The following is a 23,353-nucleotide window of genomic DNA, read 5'->3' on the forward strand; positions in this document are numbered from 1 at the left end:
TTAGATTTATTGTATTTTATGATAATATTCCACGATTGGAATCAAATTTGTAGTAATTTTAAATGAAAAAAGTTAACAATGGGTCTTGTAGAAATAATTTTAGGTCATTCTGAAAGAAAGAAAAATACCGATTTTGCAAAAATTAAAGTTACTGCAAACGGTGGTTTTTATATGAAAAGTGAAGACATATTTGATAACAAGGATGAAAGCTTAAAATTGATAGAGAGTTTGCGCAAGTCTGTTAAGAAATATAAAGTAAAGCAGGTTGCTGCTACAAACAAAGGTCAAATTAGGAAAGAACATAATGCCTAAATTTGATTTACTTTTACTTCCTCTGGTCGGAGGTTATCTTTTTTTAATAACATTTACATTAACTAAGTTTTATCATCAAAGAATTGAAAGGCAAAGACTAATATTCAATTCAATAATTGCAGGTTTTTTTATTTCTATACTAGGCTTTGCAATTGATGGACTTATACTTAAATCTTCTTGTATTATTACTTTTCGTAAATGGTTGGCGGATTTGAATCCAATTGGTTATTCAGGTTTGAACTACAGTATTTTAATATTTTTAATTTCATATCCTTGTGCGAAGCTATTTAATCGGATTGTTCCAAAAAAAACGGCATTAACATTTGTTGTCGAAAGATGGGGCAATCAAATGGAATGGCTATTTTGGAAATCATTAAATCATAAAGATGATGCTGAGAAGTTGTTAATGTTAACCACCAAGTCGAATAAAGTATATGTTGCTTATGTGAATAAAATTTCAGAACCAATCGGAGATCCATTTGTGACACTAATTCCAAACTTCAGTGGATATAGAAATAAGGAAACTCACGAATTTATTATTACTACTGATTATTTGGACGTTTTAGAAAAATTTGTTGAGGATGATAAGACGGCTGAAATCGATACTAATCTTGGAATTACGATCCCAATTTCTGAAATTTTGATGGTTTCAAAGTTTAACATGTCTGTATTTAGTGATTTCAATGGAGAAGAAAATTCTGAAGATGATGGAAAGGAGGAAATGGAATTTATTTAATAAACAGCTATCCGGAATGTATAAACGTCTATCCGAAGGACTCTTTATTTTTTTCATTACCACCACATGTTTGAATAAACTTGATTATGTAATTTTTACTTGATTGGCCTATTCTCTGAACTCTGTTTTTTATAATACCAAGTAAAGTCTAAAAAAATTAAATTTTAATCACTAAATTTAGTTTTGTTAAACACATAAAATATGTGTTCAAAAGTTGATTTTTGCTTTCCGTGTTCTTAACGGGAATGCCCTTAAGATTAAGGTGTCAAAACATTGATTTTTAAATATATACAAATTGGTGGTGGCTTCTGCCACCCCGACGAACCACTAAATAGGTGGTGTTAAAGCACTGTTAATCGACTGATTGACAGTGCTTTTTGTTTTTTATGTATTCATCTGATATCAAATAAAACCATATAAAAGGTGTAGAGTTCGGTGAATGGTTCGGTACGTTTCTTGTGCATAATTTAGCTTCAGTTTGACGCTGTTTATGGGTGTTTTACAAACCAGTTTTGTTAAACCCAAAAATTATGTATTATGCGCAATTCCAACACTTTAAAGGTCTTAATCTTCACTAGGGACATTTCCAACAACCCTGAAAAATTGACCATTTATGCCCGTATCACCGTCAATGGAAAACGTGCCGAGATAAGTTTGAAACGCTATGTTTCGGTGAATGAATGGGATGAAAATAAGGGTAGACTTTATGGTCTTAGCCACAAGGCCCGTTTGTTGAACAGCTATTTGGACGAGGTCTATGGTGCAATAATGGATACCCATAAACAGTTGTTGTGTGAGGACAAGCTCATCACGGCTCAGGCAATAAAGACCCGTTATCTAGGACAAGATGAAGAGCATAAGACCCTTATGGAGCTAATCAAATACCATTACCCTCTTTAACGGTGTTCTAATTGAAACTGTTTCCAAAATGTTGGGTCATACCTAACTGACCACCACTCAAATTTACGCAAGGGTATTGGAACGAAAAGTAGGAGAAGATATGCGAAAATTAGTGGAGAGGGTGGAAGGTAAATGAATTGACTTGTCTTTAACTCAGATCTTTGTTGGTTGTGGTTATTTTGTTAATATATCTCTTAATACGACTTCAAGTTCTTTTCCGTACATAGTCCTCTCTATCCCAATCAATTTTTTATATTCATTACCATAATTATGTCCTTGCACATCTAGAAAACGGAACAACCCTTTTGTGAAAAACCTAATGTGCTCCTCATCGTCATCATATTTTAAGTCTTCATTTTCTTCAATAGAACGAACCCCATTTGTTTTGTATGTAAAACGATTTTCTGTTATGATTCTCTGTAGATACTCTGATCTTTATTAAAGTAGATTTTAATAGCAAAGCATAAATTAGTGATGGATCATAATAAAAATTTCTAATTCATTACAAACTACCTAAGCCTTAAAACCGCACAGGCATCAAATGCATATATTTTTGCCTGTGCAGATTAAGAAATTATTTTCGTGCATACGTGGTATAGCCACCGTCCACTATTAATTCAGTTCCCATAATAAAACTTGCCTCATCAGAAGCCAGGAACAACACTGTATTTGCAACTTCATCAGGATTTCCTATTCTTTTTAATGCTGTTACCGAAGCCAAATAATCTTTTGCCTCTTCACCAGGCATTGCGCTGTCAAGGCCTTCGGTTTGGATAGGCCCTGGACTCACAATATTGACCCTAATTTTTCTTTCTGCCAACTCGTTTGATGCAATCTGGGCAATTTTATTAAGTGCCCCTTTGGTAGCCGAATATACCGTTGATCCCAGTAGTGCGGCTGTTGCAACTGTTGACGAGGTAAATATTACAGAGCCCCCATTCGTAATGTTGGGTAGCAATTTTTGCAACGTGAAAAAACTTCCTTTTACATTGGTATTGAATTGTGCGTCAAAATCGGCTTCCGTTACCTGGTCGATTGAGCTGAAAACGGCTGTTCCTGCATTTAAATAAAGCACATCAATTTTGATTTTATGATCCTTAATGGTTTTTTGTAATACTTCAATCCCTGCTAAATTTGAGGTGTCTGAAACTACTGTTGTTAGTTTTGAACTATTAATAGTAGAAGAAGCTTTTTGAAGATTATCAGCATTTCTTCCGGTAATCCATACATTGGCACCGTTTTTAATAAATGCTTTTGCAGTGGCGAATCCTATACCGGTACTTCCGCCCGTGATCACTACATTTTTGTTTTCGAAATTCATTTTTAATTTATTTTAAATTGATCTCAAATGTAAACCGGTTTTATTTATTTTAGTTACTTTGTAACAAAAAGTAACAGTAACCTTTAAGTAACAAAGTAACCTATAATGGAGTGTAAAGAACGTATGCAAGAGGAGTACAAGAAGGAAATGATGGCGGTGCAGGACACCTTGGATGTACTAAAAGGAAAATGGAAAATAATTATTCTATCATCCATATGCTTTTACAATCAAAGACGATTTTCAGATATTTTAAATGACATAAATGGGATTTCCAACAAAATGTTGAGCAAGGAATTAAAAGAGCTTGAAATAAATCAGTTAATTAAAAGAACAGTTATAGATACGCATCCTGTAACCATTCATTACCAGCTTACCGAGCATGGGAAAACACTAAGAACAATAATAGACAACATGACCGATTGGGGAATTAGACATCGAAAAAAGATTATAGGGGATTAAATTTATTTCGATACTTATTTCTTTACAACCAAGTTTTTCCAACTATTCCAAATTTTATGCTCACCGAATACGTAACTTTCTTTTTAGGGAACTGATTTCTTGGAAACCTTTTATGAGCAAAGCTCTTTTTCTTTGGATACACCTTGTAGTACTGTAATGTTTTCTGTGTAAATAGGATCAACAAGGTTATATAATCTTTTTGTTTAGGTTTAATAGCATGGCGCCCTTGTCATTTCCGCTAAAAATTGATGAAAAAGTCAAATTTAATTAATATGTTCGTACATTATAACAATAAAAATCACCTTGATTTGTTTAGATGAAACAATTGCTGATCATTCAACAAGCGGGTGTTTCATCTCTTTTTAACCAATGCCATGAAAATTAAACAACCTATACTGTTTCTATGTATATCCGTGATATTAAGTTCGTGTAAAACGGATAAGACCAAGTCAGCTGGTGAACCTGCAGATCTTGATAAGACACCTTACGAATATGTTAATACATTTATGGGAACGGCTCCCTTGTTGGACGAGGCTATCATTGGATATACACCGCCCGAAGGTTGGAGGGTTTGGGCAGGTTTGACTTACCCAGGGTCATCATTGCCAAACGCTATGGTACAGCTAAGTCCAATCACGGAATATGGTACAGGAGCAGGTTACGAGTATGAGGATACTGAAATTTTGGGATTTGCCCATACCAACAAGGGACACTGGAATTTATGCAATCTACCAGTTCTGCCTATTTCTTCCCAAGCAAGAGCTCCCTACAAAGGAACATTTTCACATGATAATGAATCGGCTTCCCCCGATTTCTATCAGGTTCATTTACAGAATTATGATATCAATGTGAGATTGACTTCAACACTTAGGGCCGCCATACATGAATATCAATATGGGAAGGCTGATGGAAAAAGAATATTGTTTGATTTGGGAACTGCCAACAACCATGTTTCCCATTGGGAGATTTCCAAAGTATCATCCAACGAAATCAGTGGTTTTCAGAAGGTGGGAAGGGATAAAATTCATTTTTTTGCCCGAATCGATGGTGCTATTGATAGCATTGCATCGACCAGCCTTGGAAAACCCAAAGGATATGCTATTGTACATTTAAAGGACAATAGTAAGGAAAAAGTTACCATGAAGATGGGATTGTCCTATGTGAACGTTGCTAATGCAAAACTGAATTTGGAAGAAGAGGTTGGGGCCAAATCTTTTGATGAAGTGTTTGGAGAGGGGAAAAAAATATGGTCGGATTTCCTAAATCAAATTGAGGTTGCGGGCGGATCCGAAAAGGAAAAGGAAATCTTCTACACCTCCCTTTATAAATCTTTTTTATGGCCAGCATTAAGAAGTGACAGCAATGGAGACTTTGTGGATGCTTCGGGAAATATTCAGAATAAGGATTTTCAGTATTATACCATACCTTCATTATGGGATACCTATAGAAATAAAGTAGTGTTGATGGAGATTTTGAGGCCGGAAGTAACATCGGATGTTATCGAATCGCTTATCGACAGGGGAAAGGTTACCGGATTTATCCCTACATTCTTCCACGGAGATCATGCAGCATCTTTTATAACAGGGTCTTATTTGCGTGGCATAAAAGATTTTGATGTGGAAAAAGCATATGAACTTCTACTAAACAATGCTTATAAAGAAGGAGGAATTCGTCCGTATATAAAAGAATATATGGAACTCGGGTATATTTCGGACCCCAAAATAGAGGAGCCCAACACCGAATCCAAAGGAAAGGCAGGGGTGTCCAAAACCTTGGAATTTGCCTATGATGATTACTCCCTTTCGTTATTGGCCAAGGAAATGGGTGATTCGGAACACCAAAATGATTTATTTGACAGATCTAACAACTATAAGAACGTATTTGATAAAAAAACCAATTTTATGCGGGGTAGATTGGCAAATGGAGATTGGATCACTCCCTTCAATCCAGAATACCCTTATTACGAGTATATGTACAGAGAAGCAAATGCCTGGCAGGTTTCTTTTTTTGTACCCCATGATATGCATGGCCTTATCGACCAATATGGAAGCAGTGAAAAGTTTGAGGAAAAACTGGACTCGCTCTTTTCCTATAAATGGAACCCCAACCATATTGCACGAAATGTTTCAGGGTTTATGGGGCAATATAGCCAAGGAAACCAACCAGGGCATGAGGCTCCTTTCTCCTATTATTTTATTGAAAAGCCAGAGAAATCCCAAGCGGTCATCGATAAATTATTGTCCGACTATTATGGAATTGGTAAAGAAGGCCTGGCACTTTCCGGTATGGATGATGCCGGGGAAATGTCTTCCTGGTACGTATTCAATGCATTGGGTCTATATCCGTTTTCCCCTACGGACCCTGAATACCTGGTTACTGTTCCCATTTTTGACACGGTAACCTGGCATTTGAAGGACGGTAAGAATGTGAAAATCATAAGGGAAGGAAACACGAGAGCACTCAAAGACATACATGTCGATGGAACAAAAATAGATGGCTACTTTATTGATCATTCTATATTTGAAAAGGGAGGAGAGGTTTTAATTCGAACAAAGAATTAATAGCAACGCTCATTGCCATAAAACAAATACCTTAGATAGAACAACCGAAACGCATTTAATAGATTATGAAATCATATTTTTTACACACAGGACTGTTATTCCTTATTTTGTTGACTAGCTGTAAAATGGAGGAAAAAAAAGATGGGTCGAACATGGGTTCCGAAGCCATTTTAAAAACCAGATGGACCGATCAGGTAGACCCAAACCATGTTTTGCCCGAATATCCCCGTCCTATCCAACAACGTAAGGAATGGATGAATCTAAACGGGTATTGGCAAGTTGATACTTCTCCAACGCAAGACATTCCTTTTGGTACGGCACTTTCTGATACTATTTTAGTTCCATTCGCGGTGGAATCCTATCTCTCCGGAGTCCAAGAAAAAACGGATGACCTTCTCTATCGCAAAACATTTACGGTACCGGAGGATTGGGATGATCAAGTCATATTGAATTTCGAGGGAGTGGATTATCATGCCACAATTTATGTCAACACACAAAAAGTTGGAGAGCATAAGGGCGCCTTCGACCACTTTTCATTTAATATCACCAAGTATCTAACTAAAGGTGAGCAAGAATTGATGGTCAAGGTTCATGATGCTTCCAATGATGGTTTACAGCCCGTAGGAAAACAGGTCAAAAAACCTGAAGGAATTTTTTATACTTCCACGACCGGTATTTGGCAAACGGTATGGGTCGAACCAGTTTCGACCAACCACATCCAGTCCTTCAAAGTGGAATCGGATATAGATAAAGGGCAAATTGATTTTTTTGCTGAAGCCACAGAAGGGAATGGAACCATCAAGCTGGTCCTAAAAGATGGAGATCATTTGGTTGCCGAAACAGAAGGCTCCCCAGGAGAGCATATTATACTTCAGGTCCCAGAGCCAAAATTATGGAGCCCAGAGCAGCCTTTTCTGTATGATTTGGAAGTACAATTGGTCAATGATGATTCCATTACCGATAAGTTTTCCAGTTACGTGGCCATGCGTAAAATCAGTTTGGGAAAAGATAAAAACAATGATACCAAGATACTATTGAACAACGAACCTTATTTTCAAGTCGGCGTGCTGGATCAAGGGTACTGGCCCGATGGTTTGATGACACCGCCTACAGAAGAAGCTTATATATGGGATATTGAAACCTTTAAAAAGATGGGCTTTAACTTGTTGCGCAAACATGCAAAAACCGAAAGCCAACGTTGGTATTACCTATGCGATAAATTGGGAATGCTGGTTTGGCAAGATATGCCGCAAGTTTACCCACACGAAGATTTTGAAGAAAGGCTTACCCCGAAAGACAAACAGCAGTTTGAAAGCGAACTCAAAGCCATGGTGGATGATCTTTATAACTACCCGAGCATTGTGATGTGGGTCGTTTTCAATGAAGGATGGGGACAGTACGACACAGAAAGGCTCACCCATTGGGTAGAAGATATGGATGAAACAAGATTAGTGAGCAATGCCAGCGGATGGACAGATCATAACGTTGGGGACATTATTGACATGCACAGCTATCCCGGCCCCGATATTTATCCGGTGGAAGAAAAGCGGGCGACCGTATTGGGAGAATTTGGAGGCCTTGGATTGGCAGTTCCAGAACACCTATGGCAGTCGAACAATTGGGGCTACCGTGAAATGACGGATACGTTGGAGTTTAAAAACTCATATCAAGAACTGTGGGACAATGTATGGCAAATGAAACAGGGCAATGCTGCAAGCGCAGTAGTGTATACGCAGCTATCCGATGTGGAAGGGGAAGTAAATGGTCTGGTAACCTATGATCGTGAAATCATAAAATTGCCCGTGGAATTCCTTTATAATGTTCATAACGATAATATGGTTTCCCCGGTAGTCATTTCTTCCGATCACTCGTTGTTTTTGGAGCATGAGAAAGTCGCATTGGCAAATCGAAAAGGAGAGACCATATACTACACGCTAGACGGCTCAGATCCAACAGAAAGTTCAAATAAATATACCGAACCCATATGGGTCAATGCAACATCATTGCTGAAGGCAAGGTCTATAGACGGTAATGAAAAGAGTAAAGTAACGCAGAAGCAGTTTGAAAAAGTAGACTCCTTGAATCCACCACAGTTTCAACTGGGTGACAATTTTCAGGAGGGCTTGAAATATTCTTATTACCAAGGGCAATGGGATTATCTACCAGATTTTAGTCAACTCGAATCATTGAAATCGGGTATTGCAGACGGCATTGATTTGGACAAAGCAACTCGGGAGAGCGATTTTGGCTTGACATTCGATGGGTACGTTCGCCTTATGGAGGATGGTATTTATACCTTTCATTTGACATCGGACGATGGTTCCATGCTATGGATCAATGATAAGAAGGTCATTGAACATGATGGGCACCACGCCATGGATACCAAAACGATAGATCTACCGCTTCAAAAAGGATATCATAAACTTTCACTCCATTATTTCCAAGCTAAGGGAGGATTGGGATTAGATGTAAAAATCATAGGACCGGATGGCAGGAATTTGTCAAAGGACAACTATGTACATAACAAATAGAGTATTCCCAGGTTTCTTTTAAATGTTGATGCATATAAATGAAAAACGCTGATATAGTGTTATTTTTGATTGTATGTGCAAACATTAAAAAGCAGTATTATAATTTAGACGCCAAATGAAATTTGAAATAGACCACAAAAGTCCAGTTCCCTTGCACGCCCAAGTTGAGCAATTGCTCCGTGAATTAATAGCACAGGAGGAATACCAAAAAGGAAAGACGCTTCCCAGCGAAGTTGAATTGAGCAAACGACTAGCAATCTCCAGGTCTACCGTGAGGCAAGCAGTCAAAAAGCTTGTATTTGAGGGGCTGTTGGTCAGGAAGAAAAAGGCAGGTACTCGAGTTGCACCGCAACCTGTAAGTTCGCGTTCCAATAATTGGTTGAGCTTTTCGCAGGAAATGAAAGTAAGGGGGATTCCGATACGGAATTTTGAACTGCATTTAAGTTGGGTAAAGCCCCCCTCCAATGTTGTTGACTTTTTTAATATCCCTGAAGACAAAAAAGTTCTTAAGATGGAACGGGTAAGAGGAAAGCCCGACGAGCCTTTCGTTTATTTTGTATCCTACTTTCATCCCCGAATTGGGCTAACAGGTGAAGAAGATTTTAAAATGCCCCTGTATGAGATGCTTGAACAAGAGCATTCAACAATAGCGTCACTATCCAAAGAAGAAATCAGCGCAACAGCATCCAATGAGTTGGTGTCCCAAAAACTTGAAATTGAAATAGGAACTCCTGTGTTGTTCAGAAAACGATTTGTTTTTGATCAAGGGGAACGCCCCATTGAGTTCAATTTTGGCTATTATAAATCCGATAGTTTTATTTATTCGGTTGAAAGTAGTCGATAGGGGATTGTTAAATTCCTAATATTATCCTCGATAATCAAGCACTTTCCAAATTACAAAAGCAACTTTTTATTAAAACAGCATGATTTAAATAAAATAAATTATTATGTTTGTACATAAGTACATTATAATTTATTTGTTGATTTAATGATTCAGAACGAAGAAAAAAGCAAAAGCACATTGGGAATAAAGCGTAAGACCGACCAATATATATTACCCCCTACTCAAGTTTCAAGCCTTCATCAAGATGGCCAATATGATATTTATCCGCGTCATCATATGGGAAGCGGAAAAGTTTTCGAAGGTTATGAAGGGCTTGCAGATTTTATTATCAAACACAAAACAGTTTGCCTTGATGGGTTTTCAGGGGTGGCATGGGAGATTGTGGCCCATAAAATATGTGATGCTATAAAAAGCAAGGGTTTTACAGTCAATGCCATCGCAATTGAGGAATGTTTAAAGGATGAAAATGAAATTATATCCATGGTCGCTCCCTTTTTAGGGGATGAGGAATCGGTATGGGGAAAAAAATGTGATTTTTCCCTCGTGGATTACTTTGATAGGGAAAAGCTTAAGACCGTCCAGCCCAATTATCAAAATATGATCAATATAGTATACGGGAGTGGGGCCAGTTTAGTGGATTGGGATTGCCCGTTGGTTTATTTTGATTTACCAAAAAATGAATTGCAGTACCGAATGAGGGCTGGTTCAGTAACCAATTTGGGTATTTCAACTTCCAATGTGGATTTTAAAATGTACAAACATTACTACTTTATTGACTGGGTAGTTTTGAACCAAGAGAAAGAGAGATTGGCCTCCAAAATAGATGTCATTGTGGATGCGCAGTTCAGCGGTACGATTACATGGTCGCACATGAACGATATCAAGGAAGCTCTTAAAGTAATGGCCACTTCTGTATTCAGGGTAAGGCCTTGGTTTGAGCCAGGAGCATGGGGAGGTGAATGGATGAAGGAGCACATATCTGGTTTGAACAAAGATGTCGTCAATTATGCTTGGGCATTTTCTTTGATCGTTCCCGAAAATGGACTGCTTTTTGAAAGTGATGGTAACCTTCTCGAGATTTCTTTTGATTTTCTGATGAACCAAGAATCCAAAAATGTGTTGGGCAAGCATGAACCAACCTTTGGAACCGAGTTTCCCATTCGCTTCAATTTTTTGGATACCTATGAAGGAGGGAATCTATCCATTCAATGTCACCCCAGTCTTACTTATATTCAAGAAGAATTTGGGGAGAACATAACACAGGATGAATGCTATTATATTTTGGACTGTAAGGAAGATGCCAGTGTTTATCTGGGATTTCAAAACGACATAAATCCAGAAGCATTCAAGGCAGATCTTATACGTAGTCAGGATGAGAATGTTGAATTGGACATTGTCGACTATGTGCAAAAGCACCCATCCAAAAAGCATGAGCTTTACCTTATTCCCAACGGAACCGTACACAGTGCAGGTTCTGGTAATATGGTGCTGGAAATCAGTGCTACCCCATATATTTTCACCTTCAAAATGTACGATTGGTTGCGATTGGACCTCAATGGAAAACCACGTCCTATCAATATTGAGCATGCCTTTAAGAACCTGAATTTTGATAGAAAAGGAGAAAATGTACCCAAGGAGCTTTTCTCTAAAACTTATGTGGCCGAAGAGACTTCGGATCATTCCATTACCAATTACCCAACCCATCCCGATCATTTCTATGACGTCAGAAGACTTGAATTCGATGCAATTATTGAAAGAAGCACCGAAAACTCATGTCAGGTAATGATGTTGGTCGAAGGGGACCGGATTCAATTGGAAACTGAAAACGGTCATGTGGAAACACTTGCTTATGCCGAAACTTTTGTTGTTCCAGCTGCTGCTAAAAGCTTCAAGTTGAAAAATTTGGGTCAAGGTAGGGCCAAAGTCATAAACGCATTTCTAAAATAAACACCATGAAAAACAAACGAAAACGCACTCAGTAGTACAACTAAACGCACACAAAAAACTAAAAATTAGCTTAAAACAAACGTATGAAATCAATAACTAACTTTTTAAGGAATGGATGCCATTTTTGGAGATTCTTTTCGGGGATTCCTTCAAATGAGCTGACAGTTGCTCCAGCAATGGTGGACTGCAAGAGGGGCTTTGTTATAAAAAGGTCTTATGCTACCGTGATTTTGCTGGCACTTTTCACATATTGTGGATTCGCACAGGAAATTAACGTTACCGGTAAGGTGACCGATGAACTGGGTCCCATATTTGGGGCCAATGTCCTTGTCAAGGGAACTACTAACGGAACCAGTACGGGTATGGAAGGCCAATTTTCCCTTACCGCAAATGAAGGCGATGTACTTCTTGTATCTTATATTGGATATAAACCGCAAGAAATCATTGTTGAAGGCGATACGCCATTAACGATAACACTTGAATCGGATACCTCAAATTTGGACGAGGTTGTCGTAGTAGGGTATGGTACGGAAAAACGGGCAGATCTTACTGGGGCCATCAGTACCATCGATGAGACTGCCATTCAAGGGAAACCTGTGAGCAATTCCTATCAGGCGTTACAAGGAGAATCGCCAGGATTGATCATTCAAAATACAACCTCCCGGCCCGGTTCTGTCCCCCAGATAAACATTAGGGGTGTAAGTACCATCAATGGAAACACTCCCTTGATTGTGGTCGATGGTGTAATCGGTTCTCTAAATAATGTGAACCCCAACAATATTGAGAGCATAAGCGTTCTTAAAGACGCCGCCTCATCCGCCATTTATGGTTCTCGTGCGGCCAACGGTGTGATATTGGTGACCACTAAAAAAGGGAAGTCAGGAAAGCCTGTATTTCAATACCAAGGATCTTATGGAGTGCAGACGCCTACCAATTTTCCTGAATTTGCCTCTTCTTGGGAATACGCCACATTACGTAACGAGGCTTTGGTGAACTCAGGGTTTCAACCTGCGTTTACACCGGAACAAATCTTGGATTACAAGGAGAATGGTCCCAATGTATACTGGAACCGTGAGATTTACAAGGATATGGCACTGCAAAGTAGCCACAATCTGTCTATGAGCGGTGCAGAAAATGGTCTTAACTATTTGGTATCGCTCGGCTATGTGGACCAAGAAAGCATGTTCAAAGGTCCTGATTATGGCTACCAACGATATAATGCCAGAATAAATTTGGAAAAGCAGGTCAATGATAAATTGAAGTTGGGCGGGCGTATGTCATTTGCCCGAAATGATATCAAGGACAATGCATATTTTGAACAGTGGATCATTGAGCCCACCATGCGTATACCTCCCATTTATGACATTGTGGACGAAAATGGTGATTACACGCTTGTAAGTGGAAGTAATAGCAACCCTTTGGCCCAACTTGAGGTAGGGGGGACCACCAAATATCAGAATGATGAGTTTCTGGGGAATTTTAGCATTGAATATGAACCGGTCGAAAATTTAATATTAAAAGGTGTTTTGGGCGGTAACTTGACCAGCAATAAAACGCATCAATTTAGAAAAGCAATAGACTTTGCATACCCAGGTGGGGGAAACAATGAAAATTCGGTAACCGATAACTACAATAGGTCCTTGTATTTAAATCCTTTCTTGACGGCTAGTTACAGCAAGGATTTTAATGAAAAGCATAGTTTCAACATGATGCTGGGAGCTTCGTCCGAAAGTTTCAAAAGTGAGTTTTTTGGTGTCACGGGAATCGATATTCCTGGAAATGAGTTTGGAGTAATCAGCAATGCCAGTGATATCCAGAGTGCCAATGGTTCTGGAAATGAATGGTCTATCCAATCCTTCTTTGGTAAAATTGGATATTCCTATGATAGTCGTTACCAAATCAATGGTAATATTAGGTACGATGGGTCGTCCAGATTTTCATCGAAGAACCGTTGGGGTGTTTTTCCTTCGGTTTCCGCCGGATGGACCATAAGCAATGAAGCTTTTATGGAATCCGTTGATTTTATCTCTTTTGCCAAAGTTAGAGCTTCTTGGGGCCAGTTGGGCAATCAGGATATCAACGATCTATATGGCTATCAAAGTTTGGTAAATATTAATAGTAATGTTTACAGTTTTGGTGGCGTGCCTGTTTCCGGATCTTATTATTCCGTAAGCAACAGTAATAGGACATGGGAGACATCAACCATGAAAAACTTGGGTATAGATCTTTCATTGTTCAATAGAAGTTTTGACCTGACCGTTGAGTTATTTGATAATCTCACAGAGGATATATTGCTCCAATTACCAGTTCCAGGGACTTATGGTTTAGGACAGCCTTTCCAAAATGCAGGATCGGTACGAAATAGAGGTTGGGAGTTGAGTTTGGGTTATAGGTTCCAAACAGGGGAAGTTGACCATTCATTAAATATTAATGTTGCTGATAACAAGAATGAGGTCGAAGATCTCCGAGGTCGCGAATTTATAAATGGTTTTGATGTCAATACCATTTTACGGGAAGGATATTCCATCAATTCCTACTACGCATTGAAGAGTGATGGTTTCTTCAACACAGATGAGGAAATCGCCAATAGCCCTACTCCGATTTTTGTTAATGATGTAGATCCCGGGGATATCAAATATGTTGACCGCAATGGAGATGGACAAATCGATTACGACAACGACCGTTTTATCCTTGGCAATGAATTTCCTCGGTATACTTATGGTGCAACTTATGCCGCGAATTGGAACGGGTTTGACTTTTCAATCTTCGTTCAAGGTGTGGGACAGCGAAAGCAATGGCTGCGGGGAGAAGTGATCGAGGCATTCCATAACAGTAACGAAGGACCTGTGTTCAATCGCCATCTTGATCGTTGGACCCCACAAAACATGGATGCTTCATATCCAAGACTTACAGTCGGTGCAGAATCGGTGAACAATGCGGCAAAATCTGATTTCTACATTTTTGATGCCCACTATCTTCGAATCAAGAACATTCAATTGGGGTATACCATACCTGATCTAGCGGTTGAGAAGATGGGACTGAGCAAAATCAGATTGTATCTCACCGGCTTGAACATAGCCACATTCAGTCCGTTGAACGCTATTGGCGTAGACCCAGAAAATACAGGGGCAAGTGGAAGAGTATACCCAGTGTCCAGAATCTTCTCTTTGGGACTAGACATTAATTTCTAAAAAAAACATCATGAAAAAAATATTTTTATTTCTAAGTGTCATATGGATATTTTCCGCATGTTCTTCAGATTTGGATCTATCCCCAATGGATTCGCAGAGCGAATTGAATTATTGGGATACCGAGGAGGATGCGCAAATATTCCTGAACTCGATTTATGCTGATTTAATGTCGGCACAAGACTACCTATACTTCAACGCACTTTCGGACGACGCCTATACCAAGGCCATGGAAGATTACCGTAATATTGCCAGCGGAAGTTACGGCACCGCAAATGGCGTAGTGGCAGGTGTGTGGTCCGGGAGATATGAAGCTATACGTAGAACCAATATATTTCTCAACAACATTGATGAAGTTGCTGAAATCACCGAAGACCAACGAACAGCCCTTACCGCTCAAGCGAGATTTGTTAGAGCTTGGCACTATTTCAACCTTATAGAACTGTATGGCGATGTCCCTCTTGTTACGGATGAAATTAGTATAGAAGAGTCGCTTACCCTTGAACGGGACGATAGCGAAATGATTTTAGACTTCATTTATGGTGAACTTGCTACGGCAATCAATGGTCTTCCGAATAGTTATCCGGCCGATCAAAGTGGTAGGATAACAAAAGATGCGGCAATAGCATTTAAGTCCAGGGTCCACCTGTACAATGAAGACTATGGGATGGCGGCAACGTTGGCAGAAGGACTGTTGGGCGATTATTCGTTGTTTCCCAGCTATGCTAACCTTTTTAAAACGGAAAATGAATCAGCCAACGAAATTTTATTGAGCCTTCAGTACATCCCTACATTTAGGGAGCACAACAATCAATATTCATTGATACCACCGAGTTTGGGAGGGTATGCCAATTTTTCTCCTTTGCAAGAACTGGTGGATGCCTATCCAACCATAAATGGATACGGTATTGATGAGCCAGAAGCAAATTATGATGAGAACAACCCATATCAAAATCGTGACCCAAGATTGTCCGCGACAATTATTTATGATGAATACACTATGAAAGATTTTGAAGGCAATGATATAGTCATCGGAACTTCCCCAGGCGATGAACCGGATGGACTGAACTATTCATCTAATAGTACGCCGACTGGATATTATGTGCACAAATTCTACGATCCCATGGCTCGGAACCAAGTAAATTCAGGTCTTAACCTAATTTTGATTCGGTATGCCGAAGTACTCTTGAATTTAGCTGAAGCAAAAATAGAGTTGGGAACATTCAGTCAGGCTGATTGGGATGCTACCATTGGGGCCATAAGGGCAAGGGCCGGACTTCAAGGGGATGCACTTGCGTTTCCCGGAAATCACCAAAACCTGTTAAGGGAAATTGTAAGGAACGAAAGAAGAATAGAACTGGCATTTGAAGCCGGACATCGATTTTTCGATATCAGAAGATGGGAAATTGCCGAAGAGGTGCTCAACGGTTGGGCCCACGGTATTAAAACGGACGACAGCATTGTGGACGATGGATACATTAGAGTGGATGAGAGAAACTTTGACCCCGCAAAACACTATTTGTGGCCCATTCCTCTTAGTGAGAGAGATATAAATGACAATCTAACCCAAAACCCTAATTGGTAATGAAAACAATACTAAAGTCACTTTTGACATTGATGGTTTTATCCATGACATTGATTTCATGTGATAATGACGATTACACTTTAGATCCAGAAATTGCACTAACGGGTTCCTTGGAAAGCCCAGGCAATAATGAGACTATAGAGATAGACCTTGAGAACGGTGATAATATCATCTTTTCATGGACCCCGGCACAGGCCAATGATGGTGGTACCATATTGTATACCATAAAGTTTGATAGACCGGGCGGCGATTTTAGCGACCCATTGTATACATCGCCGTCAGATAATGGCGGTGGCGCCACTACTTTTACCATGAGCACCTCACGGATGAATATCATAGCGGCAGAAGCTGGTATTCAACAATTGGAAACAGGTGATGTGGCATGGACGGTCGAAGCCTCGAGCAGCTATTTCAGGGAGAATTTCGCCGAGCCTTCTACACTTAGTTTGACTCGACCTGAAGGGCTGGCGATATTTCCGGAATACATGTACGTATACGGTTCTGCTACCGAAGCATCCGATATTCCAAATGCAGTGGCATTCAAGCAGATTTCCAATCAATTGCCCAATGATAATTTTCAACCTGGCGTTTTTGAATCGGTAACCCGACTTTCCCCAGGGGAATTTTATATCGTCAATGGAAACAATGCTTCAGCTGAAGACTTGACCCATTATTACATCAATTCGGAAGGAAAAATCAGGTCAGGGGATGATCCTACCACTTTTGATATGGAAGAGGGTGTGTACAGGGTACGTATGGATTTGGCCAAGGCCACTATTTCCTTTGTCGAAATTTCTAACATTCAATTGTATATTTTGGCCAATCAAGCGGTTAAGGCAGACCTTGAATACGTCGGAAATCATACTTTTGAAGCTACCAACGCCTATTTTGAATTCTTGACGCCAGAATCCCCTGATGCACCGGATTGGTTAGGTTGGGAGGAAGAACGCTATCGATATCAATTTCAACTGGGAGATGGACAGGTTTCCTATCTGGGAAGTATGCACAACGAAGCAATGAACGGCTCTTTGGTTCCCGGGCTTGAAGGATACAATGGACGACCCAACGGAGGCGAACCGGAATATTACAATAATGTGTATTTCTTGGGACCAGAGGCCGCCTATTGGCAAGGAGCCTGGAAATTTCCAGATGCCTTGAACGGTGCAAATTTTACCGTCAGGGTAGTGTTTGATCCCAAGGCTGAAAATTATTACCAAGAATTAATACAAGAATAATTACAGAATATGATAAGTTCAAAAATCACATTTTTTTGTTCCTTGTTGTTTTTATGGGGGGTCAGTTGTAGCAGCGACCCCTCCATTGAGGATCAGTTGGAAGAAGGAAACGAAGAAACGGAGAACCCGGTTCCCGAAGAAGAGGAATCCTTGAGCCATAAAGAAAAGGCCAAGGCCGTTTATGACATGATCCAATCCCTTTATAAAAAAGAGGATTTATATAAAGAAAATTTTCCATCACAATCAGGAGATCCTTCTTATAGCTACTTATGGCCCTATGTGGGAATGCTCACGGCTGGCAATGTGCTTTATGAGCTAGGGTACGACAGGTCTATTTTGGATAAGGAGTTTTCCGGCCTTGAGGCCTATTATGATGACAGAAGTGTTCTGCCCACTTACCAAGCAGCTCCGGTGACCGAGGGACAGACCGATCATTATTATGATGATAGTGCCATTGTGGCCATGGAGCTCATCAAAGCTTACGAGCTTACGGGGGATGCCTTTTATTTGAACAGGGCCAAGACCGTTACAGAATTTATTATGTCCGGTGAAGACTCCCGAATGGGCGGCGGATTGTACTGGTTTGAGGGGGAATCCACAAATTGTACAGATGGACCCAATTGTATGAAAGCGGCCAATACAAGCGCATATGCGGCCTATGTAACCAGCAAAATGTATCAATTGACCAACGAGTCACAGTACAGAACTTTTGCGGAACGGGTGTACGAGTGGAACCATAAGACCTTAAGAGATCCCGGCGATAACCTATATTGGAACGATATCAATATAGGAACAGAGCAAATAAATACTACAAAGTGGACTTACAATGCAGCCTTGATGATTATGGCAGGGGTCAACCTCTATGAAATATCCGATGATCAGGAATACTTGAACGAAGCCATTGCCACGGCACGATCTGCCTACTCCAAATTTACAAGCGTCGTCAATGGGCAAATATTTTATCAAACCCACGACTCTTGGTTCAATGTAGAGCTATTGTCCGCTTTTGTACAATTATCGGCATACGATTCCAAAACGGATGAATACATAGACGTTTTCATTAAAAACATGGATTATGCTTGGGATAATGCAAGAAATGCCGAAGGACAGTTTTTTGAAGACTGGTCAGGTAATAGCGAAGGCCGTTACTATTGGCTACTTCATCAAGCAGCTTTGATAGAAGCTTACGGCGTGGTGGCCTTATATGAAAATGAGTCATAAATGGATTTTGATCGGAAATACTGTTTTTCCAGTAATTGAATAAAAGAGTAGATGTTCAGTATAGGAGTTGATATAGGAGGAAGCCATATTTCATCTTGTGCGTATAGCCATGAGGACAAAACCTTATGTAGGGAAACGTTTTCTTATAAGAAGATAAACTCCCAAGGCACAAAAGAAGAAATATTGACCGGATGGGTAGATGCATTGCAGACCACCATTCAAGGTCTGGGCAAACCAATAAGTGGCATAGGAGTGGCCATGCCCGGTCCGTTTGATTATTATAATGGAATTAGCAAAATCACCGATGTTGAAAAACTTCAGTCCCTGTACGATGTCAATCTCCGTTTGGAGTTGGCCGATAGGCTTAAGATTCAGCCCTCCCAGATTAGATTTATAAATGATGCAACCGCATTCTCCGTTGCCGAGGCATTGATAGGTAAAGCATCAAAATATAAAAAAGCAATTGCGATAACATTGGGCACGGGATTGGGATCTAGTTTTTTGTTGAACGGTAAGCCCATCATAAAGGATAAACAAGTTCCCGAAGGAGGTTTCCTTTACAACCAATATTATCAAAATGTGTTCGCAGACGATCTTTTCTCCACAAGGGGCATTATCAATGCTTTTGAAGAAGAGACGGGTAAGAGACTAAAAAATGTAAAGGAACTTTGCGAATTGGTCGATGTAGACCCCAATGCCCGTAAAGTCTTTAACGATTTTGGAATCCGACTGGCCGATTTTATCAACCCTTATATTGAGGAATTTGAAGCCGATGTCTTGGTCTTTGGAGGTAACATTTCCAAAGCGTTTGAATTCTTTGGCCCTGCATTAAAAGATGCGTTGAAAGGGGTTGATGAGATTTATGTGTCAGAATTTGGAGAGGAAGCTGCGATTATGGGAAGTGCCCTTTTGTTGGATGAACATTATTATGCTGGGATATCGGAAACCTTAAAATTGATGTAATGGATACAAAAAAGATGAATTTTAAGGTAGTGTTTCCTGTACTCTTGTGCTACATCGTTATGGGGTTTGTGGACATTGTTGGGGTGTCCACTGGTTTTGCACGACGTGATTTTAATCTTTCACCGGAAATGGCACAGTTGATTCCCTCTATGGTATTCGTATGGTTTTTTTTCCTATCCATACCCGTAGGTGTGCTGCAACATAATTTAGGCAAGCGCAAAGTATTGCTCTTTGGTATACTTTTTACTACTGTGGGCATGTTTTTGCCCTTTGTCTATTATTCTTATGCTATACTATTGGTCTGCTTTGTATTGTTGGGAATAGGGAACACCATTATTCAAGTTTCTTCAAACCCATTGCTACAGGATGTTGTGGCCAAGAACCGTTTTTCCAGTTTCATGAGCCTGTCCCAATTCATAAAGGCCATTAGTTCACTTGTTGGCCCGTTGATCGTGACCTTTGCCGTATCTCGGTATGGCGATTGGAAACTTGTGTTTTTAGTATACGGCATTACTTCTTCAATTGCAGGGCTTTGGTTGATGCTGACCCCTGTTGAAGAATCATTTTCGGAAGAGAGGGCTACCTTTGGTTCGGCACTCAAATTATTGAAGAATCCATTTATTGCCGCCATGGTACTCGCCATTTTCTTGATTGTAGGGCTTGATGTAGGCATGAACACCAACATTCAAAATCTTCTTACGTCCCAGTTTGGGATAAGCTTGGAACAGGCATCCATAGGTATAAGCATCTATTTTACGGCATTGATGATAACCCGGTTTTTAGGTGCACTCCTATTGTCTAAAATTGATAATCTTAAGTTTTTGTACTGGTCGTCCCTACTGACCATTCTGCTACTTGTAGTCCTGGTTTTTTCAACATCAAGCCTGATGGCTCAAGTAGTTATTTTTCTGATTGGTCTGACCTCAGGGAACCTCTTTCCATTGATTTTTTCACTTACGGTAAACAAGATGCCAGAACGTGCCAACGAAATCTCCGGATTGATGATCATGGCAGTTGTGGGAGGAGCGGTTATACCACCGATCATGGGATTGATCAATAAATCCTTTGGTGTTCAATTGAGTTTTGTAGTGCTCGTATTGTCTGCACTATATGTTTTTGTTACATATTATATTATTAAAAAAAGAGGTTAAATGATTTATAGATTTTTGATTGCCTGTGCCGTTTTGTTCGTGTCTTGCGAAACTTCAAAAAAAGCAGATGGAGTAAAGAAAGATACTGCGGAGAATTCACTTCTTGGTTATGTGGACCCTAATATCGGTACCGCCCATAGTCGATGGTTTTTCTATACACCTGCTTCCATGCCCTTTGGTATGGCGAAACTGGGACCTTCAACTAATGGAAGCTTAGGAAATGAGCAGGGTTGGGAAGCTACTGGCTATGATTCAAGGGATAATACCATCGAGGGATTTGCCAACCTGCATGAATTTCAAATTGGTGGTTTTTTGTTCACTGCCATGACAGGAGATCTAAAAACAACCCCGGGTGACATGGAAAACCCCGAAACAGGCTATCGTTCCAGTTTTGATAGAAAAGATGAAATTGCCCGCCCCGGTTATTACAAAGTAAAACTTAAAGATTATGATGTAACGGCCGAACTTACGGCTACAAAACGCGTGGGGTTCCATAAATACACGTTCCCAAAATCTGACAGTGCCTATGTTATTTTGGACATCGGTAACGAGTTGGGGGAAAGTGGCGACGTAAAAGATGCCGAAGTAACTTATAATCCCGAAGACCGTAAATTCACGGGATGGGTGATCACGTATCCCAAATATGTGCAAAAGTATCAGCAAGGTGCTGAGGTGAAAATGTTCGTGGCAGGCGAGATAAACAAAAAAGCAGAAGAGGCAGGAACATTCATTAACGATAAACAATTCAAGGATGTGCTTCATCAAAAAGGAGAAGGTGCTGGAATCTATCTTCGATTTAAAACGGAAGAGAATGAAGCTATTGAAATCAAAGCAGGGTTTTCCTATACTTCAGCAGCGAATGCATTGGCAAACCTCAATGCAGAAGCAGAGAATTTGACATTTGATGAAGCTCTTTCAACGGCGACTAAGACGTGGGAAGACGAACTCTCAAAAATTATGGTCACTGATACTTCAACGGTCAACAAGACCAAATTTTACACTGGTTTGTTCCATGCCTTATTAGGTAGGGGATTGGCAAACGATGTAAACGGGCAGTTTCCAGAAAATGATGGAAGTATAGGTCAGATTCCATTGGATGCAAACGGAAATCCGGAATTTAACTTTTACAATACCGACGCTATATGGGGAGCCTTTTGGAACCTTACCCAATTATGGACACTTGCATGGCCTGAATATTATAACGATCTGGTTCAGACCCACCTTGCCGTATACAAAAACTCCGGTTGGATGGGAGATGGCCTAGCGAATTCCCGTTTTGTATCCGGTGTTGGTACCAACTTTGTGAGTTTGATGATAGCATCCGCTTATCAGGCAGGTATTCGGGATTACGATGTGGAACTGGCGTTTAAGGCCGCCTATGAAAATGAGGTCCGTTATAAAAATAGGATAGAAGGAGCCGGCAAAACCGATTTAAAAGGTTTTGTGGAAAATGGGTATATCAATTATATCCCGGGAATGGAAACTACACCGGAAGGGTCGGGATTTTCTGTATCACATACCCTCGAATATTGTTTCAGTTCCTATGCCGTGGCCCAGTTTGCCAAAGCCTTGGGGAAACAAAAGGAATACGAAGAATTGATGAGACTTTCCGAGAATTGGAAAAATCTTTACGATGAACAAACCGATTTTATAAGACCAAAGGATAGCTCAGGTAATTTTCTAGATGACTTTGACCCTTTTGCCCCTTGGATCGGTTACCAAGAAGGAAATGCTTGGCAATACACCTTTTATGTCCCACATCAACCCAAGGAACTTGTGGAGAAGATGGGAGAGGAAAAGTTTGTAAAACGATTGGATTCCATTTTTACGGTATCCGAAAAAACGAAGTTTGGAGGTGAACAAATCGATGCCTTTGCTGGATTGAACTATTTGTACAACCAAGGGAACCAGCCCAATCTTCATATTGCTTACCTCTTCAATTTTACGGACAAACCATGGCTTACCCAAAAATGGGTACGTGAGATTTGCGATGGTTTTTATGGTGTGGAACCCATTCATGGATATGGGTACGGTCAAGACGAGGACCAGGGGCAGTTGGGAGCCTGGTATAATATGGCTGCCATAGGCCTATTTGACGTGAAAGGACTGGTGGAAATCGACCCAGTCTTTCAATTGACAAGCCCAATCTTTGATAAAATAGAAATCAAATCAGGTTGGGGCAGCTCCATAACCATAGAAACTAAGGACAACCTTCCTGAAAATCACTACATACAATCCCTAAAGGTGAATGGTACGCAACGCCGTACTAACCAGATACCGCTCAGTTTGCTTAAGAAGGGAGCTGAATTGGAATATAGATTGGGTTCTGAACCAAACGAAAATTGGTTTGAAGAATGAATAGTTTGAGTTAGTTTAGTTAATTCGGGCATGGGCAATTT

General features: G+C 40.0%; 16 protein-coding genes and 1 pseudogene. 16 read left to right on the plus strand and 1 reads right to left on the minus strand.

Going from position 1 to position 23,353, the window contains the following annotated elements:
- Positions 1-78 precede the first annotated feature (78 nt).
- From SD449_RS18040 to SD449_RS19210, 4 genes and pseudogenes are all read left to right on the plus strand, one after another.
- Positions 79-312 (plus strand): hypothetical protein, encoded by a 234-nt coding sequence (locus tag SD449_RS18040; RefSeq protein ID WP_318312574.1) that lies wholly within the window; start codon positions 79-81, stop codon positions 310-312.
- Entirely contained in the window at positions 305-1,048 is a 744-nt protein-coding gene (locus tag SD449_RS18045; RefSeq protein WP_318312575.1) for a hypothetical protein, read from the plus strand. The genes SD449_RS18040 and SD449_RS18045 overlap by 8 nt, the downstream gene beginning before the upstream one ends.
- A gap of 537 nt (positions 1,049-1,585) precedes the next feature.
- On the plus strand, positions 1,586-1,948 hold the full coding sequence (locus SD449_RS18050; RefSeq protein ID WP_318312577.1) for an Arm DNA-binding domain-containing protein: 363 nt from the start codon (positions 1,586-1,588) through the stop codon (positions 1,946-1,948).
- Positions 1,926-2,084, plus strand: a pseudogene (locus SD449_RS19210) (site-specific integrase); the annotation flags it as partial. The gene SD449_RS18050 and the pseudogene SD449_RS19210, both read left to right, overlap by 23 nt.
- 438 nt (positions 2,085-2,522) lie before the next feature.
- Here SD449_RS19210 and SD449_RS18055 read toward each other — a convergent pair.
- The gene (locus SD449_RS18055) at positions 2,523-3,269 is read right to left on the minus strand and encodes an SDR family oxidoreductase (protein WP_318312578.1); all 747 of its coding nucleotides are present in this window, start codon (positions 3,267-3,269) and stop codon (positions 2,523-2,525) included.
- Between the two features lie 105 nt (positions 3,270-3,374).
- Here SD449_RS18055 and SD449_RS18060 point away from each other — a divergent pair, with 105 nt between their 5' ends.
- The 12 genes from SD449_RS18060 (at position 3,375) to SD449_RS18115 (ending at position 23,312) form a co-directional block, all read left to right on the plus strand.
- A complete protein-coding gene (locus tag SD449_RS18060) occupies positions 3,375-3,728 on the plus strand; it encodes a winged helix-turn-helix transcriptional regulator (protein WP_318312580.1) in 354 nt (117 codons plus the stop codon).
- 374 nt (positions 3,729-4,102) lie between these two features.
- Complete coding sequence (locus SD449_RS18065) at positions 4,103-6,289, plus strand: GH92 family glycosyl hydrolase (RefSeq protein WP_318312581.1); 2,187 nt, start codon at positions 4,103-4,105, stop codon at positions 6,287-6,289.
- Positions 6,290-6,414: 125 nt separating this feature from the next.
- Positions 6,415-8,820, plus strand: coding sequence for a PA14 domain-containing protein (locus SD449_RS18070; protein WP_318312582.1), 2,406 nt, complete (start codon positions 6,415-6,417; stop codon positions 8,818-8,820).
- 115 nt (positions 8,821-8,935) lie between these two features.
- Entirely contained in the window at positions 8,936-9,664 is a 729-nt protein-coding gene (locus SD449_RS18075) for a GntR family transcriptional regulator (RefSeq protein ID WP_207032202.1), read from the plus strand.
- A 144-nt stretch (positions 9,665-9,808) separates the two neighbouring features.
- Positions 9,809-11,611 carry a class I mannose-6-phosphate isomerase gene (locus SD449_RS18080; RefSeq protein WP_318312585.1) on the plus strand — a complete coding sequence of 601 codons (1,803 nt, stop codon included), beginning with the start codon at positions 9,809-9,811 and terminating at the stop codon, positions 11,609-11,611.
- An 83-nt stretch (positions 11,612-11,694) separates the two neighbouring features.
- Positions 11,695-14,802: a SusC/RagA family TonB-linked outer membrane protein gene (locus SD449_RS18085; RefSeq protein WP_318312586.1), complete on the plus strand. Its 3,108-nt coding sequence runs from the start codon at positions 11,695-11,697 to the stop codon at positions 14,800-14,802.
- A gap of 10 nt (positions 14,803-14,812) precedes the next feature.
- On the plus strand, positions 14,813-16,384 hold the full coding sequence (locus SD449_RS18090; protein ID WP_318312588.1) for a RagB/SusD family nutrient uptake outer membrane protein: 1,572 nt from the start codon (positions 14,813-14,815) through the stop codon (positions 16,382-16,384).
- Positions 16,384-17,619, plus strand: a complete 1,236-nt coding sequence (locus SD449_RS18095) for a SusE domain-containing protein (RefSeq protein WP_318312589.1) — start codon at positions 16,384-16,386, stop codon at positions 17,617-17,619. Before SD449_RS18090 ends, SD449_RS18095 begins: the two co-directional genes overlap by 1 nt.
- Before the next feature lie 9 nt (positions 17,620-17,628).
- Positions 17,629-18,840 (plus strand): glycoside hydrolase family 76 protein, encoded by a 1,212-nt coding sequence (locus SD449_RS18100; protein ID WP_318312590.1) that lies wholly within the window; start codon positions 17,629-17,631, stop codon positions 18,838-18,840.
- A gap of 51 nt (positions 18,841-18,891) precedes the next feature.
- A complete protein-coding gene (locus tag SD449_RS18105) occupies positions 18,892-19,803 on the plus strand; it encodes an ROK family protein (protein WP_318312591.1) in 912 nt (303 codons plus the stop codon).
- Positions 19,803-20,954 (plus strand): MFS transporter, encoded by a 1,152-nt coding sequence (locus SD449_RS18110; RefSeq protein ID WP_318312592.1) that lies wholly within the window; start codon positions 19,803-19,805, stop codon positions 20,952-20,954. Before SD449_RS18105 ends, SD449_RS18110 begins: the two co-directional genes overlap by 1 nt.
- The gene (locus SD449_RS18115) at positions 20,955-23,312 is read left to right on the plus strand and encodes a GH92 family glycosyl hydrolase (protein ID WP_318312593.1); all 2,358 of its coding nucleotides are present in this window, start codon (positions 20,955-20,957) and stop codon (positions 23,310-23,312) included. It begins immediately after the preceding gene.
- Positions 23,313-23,353 lie beyond the last annotated feature (41 nt).

The organism is Flagellimonas crocea, from assembly GCF_033441595.1.
GTDB classification, from domain to species: domain Bacteria; phylum Bacteroidota; class Bacteroidia; order Flavobacteriales; family Flavobacteriaceae; genus Flagellimonas; species Flagellimonas crocea.